Source organism: Streptomyces sp. NPDC001093, from assembly GCF_040298985.1.
GTDB lineage: Bacteria > Actinomycetota > Actinomycetes > Streptomycetales > Streptomycetaceae > Streptomyces.
Genome location: NZ_JBEPBF010000218.1, coordinates 1 through 9777 on the forward strand (window position 1 = coordinate 1; position 9777 = coordinate 9777).

Annotated in this window: 7 protein-coding genes and 1 pseudogene; 4 read left to right on the forward strand and 4 right to left on the reverse strand. The window is 74.6% G+C overall.

Annotated features, from left to right (window positions below; translation table 11 throughout):
* Positions 1–140: 140 nt before the first annotated feature.
* A pseudogene (locus ABT288_RS47940) lies at positions 141–756 on the reverse strand (SDR family oxidoreductase).
* 75 nt (positions 757–831) lie between these two features.
* Here ABT288_RS47940 and ABT288_RS47945 point away from each other — a divergent pair.
* Entirely contained in the window at positions 832–1875 is a 1044-nt protein-coding gene (locus tag ABT288_RS47945; protein ID WP_351622843.1) for a PHP domain-containing protein, read from the forward strand.
* A gap of 331 nt (positions 1876–2206) precedes the next feature.
* Here the strand turns inward: ABT288_RS47945 and ABT288_RS47950 are convergent, their stop codons facing one another.
* Positions 2207–3085, reverse strand: coding sequence for an alpha/beta fold hydrolase (locus tag ABT288_RS47950; protein ID WP_351622846.1), 879 nt, complete (start codon positions 3083–3085; stop codon positions 2207–2209).
* Between the two features lie 178 nt (positions 3086–3263).
* Here ABT288_RS47950 and ABT288_RS47955 point away from each other — a divergent pair, with 178 nt between their 5' ends.
* Both ABT288_RS47955 and ABT288_RS47960 read left to right on the forward strand, forming a co-directional pair.
* On the forward strand, positions 3264–4295 hold the full coding sequence (locus tag ABT288_RS47955) for an SDR family oxidoreductase (protein ID WP_351622849.1): 1032 nt from the start codon (positions 3264–3266) through the stop codon (positions 4293–4295).
* A gap of 33 nt (positions 4296–4328) precedes the next feature.
* Positions 4329–4505 (forward strand): hypothetical protein, encoded by a 177-nt coding sequence (locus ABT288_RS47960; RefSeq protein ID WP_351622852.1) that lies wholly within the window; start codon positions 4329–4331, stop codon positions 4503–4505.
* Positions 4506–4536: 31 nt separating this feature from the next.
* On the opposite strand, the gene ABT288_RS47965 is transcribed toward ABT288_RS47960, so the two are convergent.
* The gene (locus ABT288_RS47965; protein ID WP_351622854.1) at positions 4537–5826 is read right to left on the reverse strand and encodes an ROK family protein; all 1290 of its coding nucleotides are present in this window, start codon (positions 5824–5826) and stop codon (positions 4537–4539) included.
* Between the two features lie 102 nt (positions 5827–5928).
* Positions 5929–9105, reverse strand: a complete 3177-nt coding sequence (locus ABT288_RS47970) for a cytochrome P450 (protein ID WP_351622857.1) — start codon at positions 9103–9105, stop codon at positions 5929–5931.
* A gap of 249 nt (positions 9106–9354) precedes the next feature.
* Between ABT288_RS47970 and ABT288_RS47975 the strand changes: the two genes are divergently transcribed.
* Positions 9355–9777: PAS domain-containing protein (locus tag ABT288_RS47975; protein ID WP_351622859.1), on the forward strand; the 423-nt coding region annotated here is incomplete at its 3' end.

Sequence of the window (9777 nt, forward strand, 5' to 3'; positions counted from 1 at the left end):
TCTCCGGCTTCGGGGTGAGCGGGCGGGTGCGGGTTTGGGGCCGGCGGGCGGTTTCGGGTCAGCGGATGCCCCGGCTTCCGCCGCAACGGACGCGGCGGTAGCCGGGTCCGTCGCAGGAGCTGGTCCGCAGCCGCACGGTCTCAGGGCCGGCGCCAGTCGTCGGCGCTCAGGTGAGAGCCGGCCTGCGGGCCCATCCGCAGCATGCCGCCGTCGACGCTCCAGCACGCGCCGGTGACGTACGAGGCGTCCGGGCTCGCCAGAAAGGCGATGACGGCGGCGACCTCCGTGCGTCACCGGGTCGCCCGAGTGGCACGCCGGGCCGCCGCTCGGTGTGCACGTCGGTGTCCTCCTGGCCGGTCCTCGGCGTGGCGATCTCCCCCGGCGCGACCGCGTTCACGGTCCGCCCTTCACCGCACAGTACGGTGCCACGCCGACCCGGCACGTCGACGATCCGGCCCCCGTCGCCCTGCCGGATCGTGCGCCGGGCCGCGTGCTGCCCGCACAGGAACGGCCCGACGAGGTCGACGTCCAGGACCCGGCGTACGTCCGCGAGGGTCAGGTCGAGGAAGGGGTTCATGATGCCGGTACCGGCGTTGTCGACCAGGACGTCGAGGCGGCCCAGCCGGGCGACGGCGGCGCGGCGGCCCTTGCCGCGGACCTCCTCCGCCGTGCGTCCAGACCCGCCCCGGCCAGGCGTACGGCGGTGGCTCGGCCGATTCCGGAGTCCGCGCCCGTGACGATCGCTGCGCCGGGCATGGCCGGCCTCCGCAGCTTGCCTGGGCTTCGCAGTTCCCCGCGCCCCTTCGGAGCGTCTGAGGGAACCTTGGGTGCATGGATCCCGTGGCTGCTCTCGACCGGATCGCCTTTCTGCTGGAGCGGTCGCTCGCGCCCACCTATCGGGTGAAGGCCTTCCGGACCGCCTCGCGGACGTTGGCCGTCCTGCCCGCGGACGAGGTTTCCGAGCGGGCGGCGGCCGGGACGCTGGAGGCGCTCAAGGGGGTCGGGCCCAAGACCGCGCAGGTGGTGCGGGAGGCGTTGGCCGGGGAGGTGCCGGGGTATCTGCGGAAGCTGGAGGAGGAGGCCGGGGCGTCGGTCGGGGCGGAGGGCGCCGGGGCGGAGTTGCGGGAGCTGGTCCGGGGGGACTGTCACACCCATTCGGACTGGTCCGACGGAGGGAGCCCGATCGAGGAGATGGGGCGGGCGGCGGCCGAGCTCGGACACGAGTGGACCGCTCTGACCGACCACTCCCCCCGGCTGACGGTGGCCCGCGGCCTGTCGCCGGAGCGGTTGCGGGAGCAGCTGGAGCTGGTGGCGGAGCTGAACGCGCGGTGGGCGCCGTTCCGGCTGCTCACCGGTATCGAGTGCGACATCCTCGAGGACGGCTCGCTGGACCAGGAGCCGGAGCTGCTCGAGCGGCTGGACGTGGTCGTGGTGTCGGTGCACTCCAAGCTGCGGATGGACGCCCGCTCGATGACCCGCCGGATGGTGGCCGCCGTACGCCATCCGCACGCCGATGTGCTGGGGCACTGCACGGGCCGGCTGGTGACGGGCCGGGGGCGGCCGGAGTCGGAGTTCGACGCGGACGCGGTGTTCGCGGCCTGCGCCGAGTCCGGTACGGCGGTGGAGATCAACAGCCGTCCCGAGCGGCTGGACCCGCCCCGCCGGCTGCTGCGCCGGGCCGTGGAGGCGGGGGTGCTGTTCGCCGTCGACACCGATGCGCACGCGCCCGGCCAGCTCGACTGGCAGATCCTCGGCTGCGCCCGGGCCGAGGAGTGCGGGGTGCCCGCCGAGCGGGTGGTGACCACCTGGTCCGCCGACGAGCTGCTGGCCTGGACCCGGGAGGGCCGGGTCCCGGCGCGCGTGGCGGGTTCCTGACCCGCCCGGCGTGGCATCCGGCGCGCAGCGTGAGCCAGGAGGGGGCAGACCTGCTCGAAGGGCTCGACGGGAGGCCACTGGCGTGAGCATCATGGGAGGTGGTACACGTCACATGGCCCGCCGGAACACCACGGGATGGTTGTTCGTTGAACCGGCCGTGGGTACGGATGGGACAGTGTCCCCGGGCCTCACCTTCTGCCCACAGGGACGATCGTTCGGCTGAAGCCCTGTGGAGCCCTTCGCCGAGAGGCGACCGCCGTCCGTGCCCACCACCTGACCGCCCCGGTCGTGAATCCCCCGTCACGGCCGGGGCTCTTTCGTGTGCACCGGTTCACCGGCCGGCCGCTCCGACGCCCACCTGCTCACCGGTGCGCACGGCCCCGTCCTCGATGAACTCCCGCAGGTCGGCCGTGAGCCGGGCGGCGTGCGTGGCGAACAGCCCGTGGCCGCCGTTCTCGTACATCTTCAGGACGGCGCCCGGCAGCAGCCGGGCCAGGCGTTCACCGGTGAGTGCCGACGGCGCGGAGGTGTCGTGGGTGCCGTGCACCACCAGCACCGGGAGGTCCAGCGCGGGCAGCTCGGCGGCGAGGTCCAGCGCGGCGACGACGGCCCGGACCGCGGTCGCGGCGCGGGGCGTGGCGACCAGGCAGCGGTCGATCAGATAGCGGACGTAGGCCGGGGAGACGTCGTTGCCGGGCTGCTGGACGGCGAAGAAGTCGTCCGCGAAGCGCGTGAACCAGGCGGCCCGGTCACGACGGAAGGACTCCTCGTCGGCGCGTACGGCCGCGGGGTCGATGCCCTCCGGGAGGTTCGGCGAGCGGACCAGGCCGGGGCTGACGCCGGCGACGAGGGCGGCGCGGGCCACGCGCGCGGTGCCGTGCCGGGTGAGGCAGCGGATCACCTCGGCGGTGCCGACGGAGTGCCCGACGAGGGCGACCTCGCGCAGGTCGAGGTGGTCGAGCAGGCCGTGGAGGTCGTCGGCGAGGGTGTCGAGGTCGTATCCGTTCCAGGTGTCCTCGGAGCGGCCGTGTCCCCGCCGGTCCAGCGCCACGCAGCGGAATCCGGCCTCCGCGAGCGGCAGCGTCTGGTACTCCCACATCTCCTGGCCGAGGTAGGCGCTGGCCACGAAGACGGCGACCGGGCCGGTGGCCGGGCCGTGGTCGGTGTAGTGCAGGCGGGCGCCGTCGACCGGGCTGTCGAAGTACGGCATGGGGTGCCTCCTCGGCGGTGGGGAGCTGGTGCGACGCCGCTGCGTCGCGCTGACGTCCTCGATACTCCCCGGATCCGGCGCACCGGTCGATTACCTGTCGCGTCATGGCCGGGTGTGCGCGCGCCCGGGCCCGGGTACCCGGCCGGTCTCCCGGAGCGTGGGCCGAGAGGAGCCGAAGGTGAGCGGCGCAGCGGGCAGCAGGGTCGTGGTCACGGGTGCCACCGGCAATGTCGGCACGAGTGTGGTGCGGTTGCTCTCGGAGGACCCGGAGATCAAGTCGGTGCGCGGACTGGCCCGGCGTACGCCGGCCTGGTCGCCGCCGAAGACCGAGTGGTCCGCGGCCGACATCGCCTCCGAACAGGCGAACCTCGCCGAGCGCTTCGAGGGCGCCGACGCCGTCGTCCATCTGGCCTGGGCGTTCCGGCCGACGCACGATCCGGCGGTCACCTGGCGGACCAATGTGCTCGGCGGCATCCGGGTGTTCGAGGCGGTCGCCGCGGCGCGGGTGCCGGTGCTGGTGCACGCCTCGTCCGTGGGCGCGTACTCACCCGGCCCCAAGGACCGCGCGGTGGACGAGTCCTGGCCGACGCACGGCTGGCCGGACGCCGCCTACTGCCGGGAGAAGGCCTATCTGGAGCGCTCCCTGGACGTGTTCGAGCGGGACCACCCCGAGGTGCGGGTGGTGCGGATGCGCCCGGCGTTCCTGTTCAAGTGGCAGTCGGCGAGCGAGCAGCGGCGGATCTTCGGCGGGCGTTTCCTGCCGGGTCCGCTGGCCCGGCCGGAGCTGCTGCCGTTCCTGCCGGACATCCAGGGGCTCAGGGTGCAGGCGCTGCACACGGACGACGCCGCCCAGGCCTACCGGCTCGCCGTGCACCCGGACGGCGCGCGGGGCGCCTTCAACCTCGCCGCGGACCCGCCGCTCGACGCCGGCGTGCTCGCCGAGCTGCTGGGCAGCCGCCCGGTGCGGCTGCCGCGTACGGCGGCCCGGTCGGCGATCGCCGCGGCCTGGGGGCTGCATCTGCTGCCGGCCTCACCGCAGCTGTTCGACGCCGTGCTGCGGCTGCCGCTGATGGACTGCGGCCGGGCGCGCACCGAGCTGGGCTGGCGGCCGCGGCGTACGGCGACCGGGGTGGTGCAGGAGTTCCTCGACGGCCTGCAGAGGGGCGGAGGGATGGACACCGAGCCGTTGCGCGGGCGCAAGGTCGGCTGATCCGCCGCGCGCCCGGGCCGAGGGGAGTACGCCATGGCCGCACAACGAGAGCCGGAGCCGGACCGTGACACGAGCCCGGTCCCGAGGGACATGCCCGACCAGCAGGCGGGCGCCGGCGAGGACCCGTGGGAGGTCGGGCCGGACAAGCCGCGCGAGCACGAGGTGACTCCGGCGGAGGACGCGCCTGACGCGGACGAACCGCCGGCCTGAGCGGTCCCGGCGCCTTCGCAGCACCGGTCGTTCAGCGCGGCGCCCGCTCCCGGAGCGCCGCTCGCCACGCCGGCAGGCGGCCCTCGGTGACCGGCTCCGGGCGGCGGCCGCCGCTGGTGAAGAAGTCGGCCAGCGGCAGGATGGCCGCGCCGACGGTGACCGCGTCCGGGCCGAGCCGGCCGAGGTCGATGGTGACCTTGTCGGCCGGATGACGCAGCGCGTACGTCGCCGCGTGCCGCCGTACGGCCGGCAGGAAGCGGGCGCCCAGCTGGAGCCCGGCCCAGCCGCCGATGAGGATCCGCTCGGGCTGGAAGAGGTTGATCAGGTCGGACAGGCCGGCGCCGACGTACTCGGCGGTCTCCTCGAGGACGGCCAGCGCGACGGGGTCGTGCTCGGCGCCCTCGGCCGGATACGCGGCGGCGAGCATCGCGGTGAGCGCCGTCTCCTCGTCGGTGCCCTCGGGCGGCCGTCCGCCCTCCTCGCGCCAGCGGTCGAGCAGAGACTCGGCGCCCGCGTAGGCCTCCAGGCAGCCCGGCGCGCCACAGCGGCAGCGGCGCCCGCGCACCCGCACGGTCAGGTGCCCCCACTCCACCGCCCGCCCGTGCTCCACCTCGGGGGTGACCACGCAGGCGCCGACGCCGGAGCCGAAGAGCACGACCACGGCGTTGCGGGCGCCGCGTCCCGCGCCGAACCACATCTCCGCCTGGCCCAGCGTCTTGGCGCCGTTGTCGATGAAGTACGGGATCCCGTCCGGGAGCCGGGAGGAGGAGCGGAGCAGCCGTTCCAGCGGGACGGCGTCCCAGCCGATGGTCTGCCCGTGGACGACGGCGCCCTGCTCCGGGGTGTGCTCGACGATGCCGGGGACGCCGACTCCGACGCCGAGCAGCCGCTCGGGCACGGCCTGTTCGACGCCGAGGACCTCGGCGATGCCGTCGCGGATGTGGCCGGCGATCACCTCGGCGTCGTAGCCCTGCGGGGCCAGCCGGTGTTCGGTGCGGGCGAGTTCGGTCAGGGCCAGGTCGAACAGCTCGACCCGGACGCGGGTTTCGCCGACGTCGACGCCGATCATCTGTCCGCTGTCCGGGGCGACGCGCAGCAGGGTGCGGGGCCGGCCGCCGTCGGAGTCGACGCTGCCGGCCTCCTCGACCAGACCGTCCGAGATCAGGTCGGCGACCACGTTGCTGACCGAGCCGGAGCTCAGGCCGGTGGCCGGGCCCAGCTCGAAGCGGCTGAGGGGGCCGTCGAAGTACAGCTTCTGCAGCACCGCCGTGCGGTTGCCCCGCCTGAGGTCGCGTACCGTGCGCCCATTACGCCCCGCCATGCCGCTCCCTTCACGAACCCTTCCCGACCTGCAACATACCCCTTCGGACAGGCGGAACGCGAGATTCTCCCAACCCTTAGTTCACGATCTGAGCAAAGCGGCTCACCCCGCGGCGTACACGTCCTCCACGTAACGCCCCTCGGCCACCAGCGAGTCGAGCAGGCGCCCGGCCGCCGCCTCGTCGTCATCCGGCGTCCGTTCCCGGTACAGCGTGCGGAAGGCCTCGCGGACGCCGGGGGCCATCCGGGCGCCGTCGCCGCAGACGTACACCCGGGCGCCGGCGTCCAGCAAGGCGCGGACCTCGTCGGCCTCGGCGGCGATGCGGTGCTGCACGAAGGCGGCCCCGTTCTCGGGCGCGGCGCTGAAGGCCGGACGCAGCGAGACCGCGCCGGCCTCCTCGGCGGCCCGCAGCTCCGCGGCGTGCAGGAAGTCGGCGTCGGGGGCGTCGCAGCCGAAGTAGAGCAGCGCGGGCGGGAGCTCGGCGCCCGCGGCACGGGCCGCGACCCGGTCGGCGACGGCGCCGCGGAACGGGGCGAGTCCGGTGCCGGCGGCGACCATCACGACGGGTGCCGAGCCGTCGATCCGGAAGGCCTCGCGGCAGGGCTGGACGCGGGCGTACACGGTGTCGCCGGGCCGGAGGGTCGCCAGGTGGCCGGAGCCGGTGCCCCGGTGGCGGCCCTTCCCGGAGCGGGCGGGGGCGTCGAGGACGGAGACCATGAGGTCCACGTGGCGGGCGTCGACGACCGGCGAGGAGGACACCGAGTAGGTGCGGGGCCGCAGCGGGGGCAGCAGGTCGAGCAGGAGCGGCCAGCCGAGGGCGCCGCGCAGGGCGGGGTGGTCCTCGGCGAGTTCGACGAGGGTGCGCGGATCGTCGCCCGTCAGGGCGGCCAGGGCGGCGCGCTCGGGCGGGCAGGGGTTGGCCTCGGCGAGCAGGGCCAGCTGCCGTGCCGTCGGCCGCTGTTGCAGCTCGACGTGGTGGGTGAGGAGTTGCCGCACGGTGAGCGGGCGGTCCACGGCGAGGCCGTCGCGGCGCGGGCGGGTGGCCCGGATCTCCAGGACGGCGTCGGGCTCGAGGCCGAACGCGGCGACGGCGCGGTCCACCAGGTCCGGGGCGTTGGCGGGCAGCACGGTCAGATGGTCGGCGGTGCGGTAGGTGACGCCCTCGGGCAGCGCGATGCGCAGGAACCGCTTGGTGCGCGGGTATGCGGGGGCGGTGAGGTCGTACGCCTCGGTGACGGTCATCGGGACCAGCTCGTGCCGGGCGGCGAGGGCGTCCAGCGGGCCACCGGTCAGGGTGCGGACCTCGTACGCCGTCGTGGGCTCCGCCTCCCGGGTACCGGCGTCGGGGTCGCCGTACTCCGTCAGCAGCGCGGTGCGCAGCCGGGCCGTGAACTCCCGGACCCTGCCGGTGAGATCGCCGGAGGCGTCGGCGGCGGCCCGGTCGGTCAGGCGGGTGGCGCCGAGCTCGGCGAGGCGGGCGTCGACGCGGGTGGGAACCTGCTGGTAGGTGGCGGACCAGTTGCGGTCACCGACGCCGAGGACGGCGTAGGTCACGCCGGTCAGGTCGGGGGTGCCGTCGAGCCAGGCGGTGAACGCGCGGGCGTCGTCGGTGGGGTGGCCGTTGTAGGAGGCGGCGGTGATGACGACCACTCGGTCCGTGGGCAGTCCGTCCGCGTACGCGTCCAGCGCGGCGACCTCGGTGGCGCAGCCGACGGCGGCGGCCTCGTCGGCGAGCTGGGCGGCGAAGGCGCGGCAGGTGCCGTAGTTGCTGCCGTGCAGGAAGAGGACGCCGGTGCCGGGGCGGACCCGGGCGGGCAGCGTGTCCGGGGCCGGGCCCGTGTCGGCTCGCGCGGGGATGCCGCCCGGCAGCGGGGTGTGCACGCGGTCGGCGGGGGTGCGCGGGCTCAGCGTGAGGGTGAAGCCCTCGGGCTTGAGGGTGAGGGTCTCCTTCACGGTGAGCCGGTAGTCGGCGTGGTCGTGCAGCCGGTACCGGTGGACCAGCATGGCGAGCAGCATGGTCGCCTCATGCAGTGCGAACTGCCGCCCGATGCAGGCGCGTTCGCCGGTGCCGAAGGGCTTGAAGGCGTGCACCGGGCGGGCCGCCTCCGCCTCGGCGGTGAACCGCTCGGGGTCGAACAGCTCCGGGTTGTCGCCCCACACGGGCTGCCGGTGCAGCATCGGGGTGAGCACGGTGACGGCCTGGCCCGCGGCGAGCGGGATCCGGCCGCCGAGCAGGGTGTCCTCGCGGGCGTGCCGGCCGAAGGCGGCGGCCGTCGGCCACAGCCTGAGGGCCTCGTTCAGCACCTGGCGGGTGTAGGTGAGCCGGCCGATGTCGTCGTACGAGGGCTCCGGGTCGGCCGCGCCGCCCCACAGCGCGTCGGTCTCGCGCTGCACCAGCCGCAGCACGGCGGGGTGCTTGGCGAGGTAGTACAGGGCGAAGGACATCGCGCCGGAGGTGGTCTCGTGGCCGGCGATGAGGAAGGTGATGACCTGGTTGCGGATGTTGGCGGCGTCCAGGGTGGTGCCGTCGGCGGGGTGTGGCGCGCTGAGCATCAGCCCGAGCAGGTCCTCGGCGCCGCTCTGGTCGGTGCCGGTGCGGGAGGCGATGACGTCGTCGACGACCTTCGCGAGGTGGTCGGCGTCGGCCCGGAAGGCCGCGTCGGCGGCGGAGTGGTCCTGGCCCGGGGTGCGGGCGAGCCGGTGCATGCTCCACTCCAGGCAGCGGACCATCGACTCCACGAAGGGGTGCGGCTCGACGCGCTCGAAGGAGCCGAAGTCGTAGCCGAAACCGGCGAGGCCGATGGTGTCGAGGGTCATCCGGGTCATGTCGTCCGGCACGTTCACGGCCTGCCCGTCGCGGGCCGCGCGGTCCCAGGAGCCGATGAGCCGGCGGGCCACCTCGAGCATCACCGGGTGGTAGGTGCGCATCGAGCCGAGCGCGAAGGCGGGCATCAGGATGTCGTGCGCCTTGGCCCAGTTGGGTTCGTCGTTGTACGCCGTGAACAGACCGTCGGCGGCGAAAGAGCGCACGTTCTCCAGCGCGGGCCCGACGTGCTTGGCGAACCGCTCCTCGTCGGCGAGGTCCGCGACCAGGTCGGCGTCGGCGACGAACAGCACGTCCCGGCCGTGCAGCCTGCGCACGAGCACCGGGCCGTGGGTGCGCATCAGGTCCATGACCTGCTGGAGGGGGGTGTGGCCGGGACCGGTGGCGGTGATGTCGACGACGGGGACGCCGGGCAGGGTACCGGCGGGGTCGGGGTGCAGTGCGGTGGGGGACATGGCGCGACAACTGCCTTTCGCGGTAACGGAGTACTCGCGGTAACCGAGTACTGCGTTCCAGGGTGGGCGAGCGGCGGTGCGGGTCCGTGCTCCGGCACTACACGATCGCGCAGTCAAATCTCGGTCGCGGGCCTTGCGCCGAGCGGGCCCCACGGTCTCGGCAACGCGCACCGGGGCCGCACGGTTTGCCGCTGACCTGGATCTTCGTCTTGTATGAGGACGTGGCTCGGCACTTCGCGGGAGGTGGGCATGGACCTGGGGCGGGCCGACGGGGTCGTATGGCGCAACCGGGCCCTGGTGCTCTTCGACCGGGTGGCGGTGCCGGTCGCCGTGTGCGATGTGTACGGCCTGGTGGTGCTGGCCAACCCCGCGATGGCGGCGGAGTGCGGTACGACGCCGGGGCGGCTGCGCGGCCGGGACGTGCTGGAGCTGTTCCGGCCGCAGGAGGCCACGCAGGTGGAGCGGATCGCCGAGGCGCTGCGGCTGCGGCACCGCTCGCGCTACCAGGTGTCGGTGCGCTGGCGGGCACCGGGCGGCGCCGAGCGGTTCGGGGAGCTGACGGCGGACCCCGTCAGCGACAGCGTGGACGAGACACCGGCCCTGCTGGTGATGCTGCGGGTGCGGGGCGAGAGGGCGGCGCCCGAGCCGGAGCCGGCGCGGGTCACTCCGGTG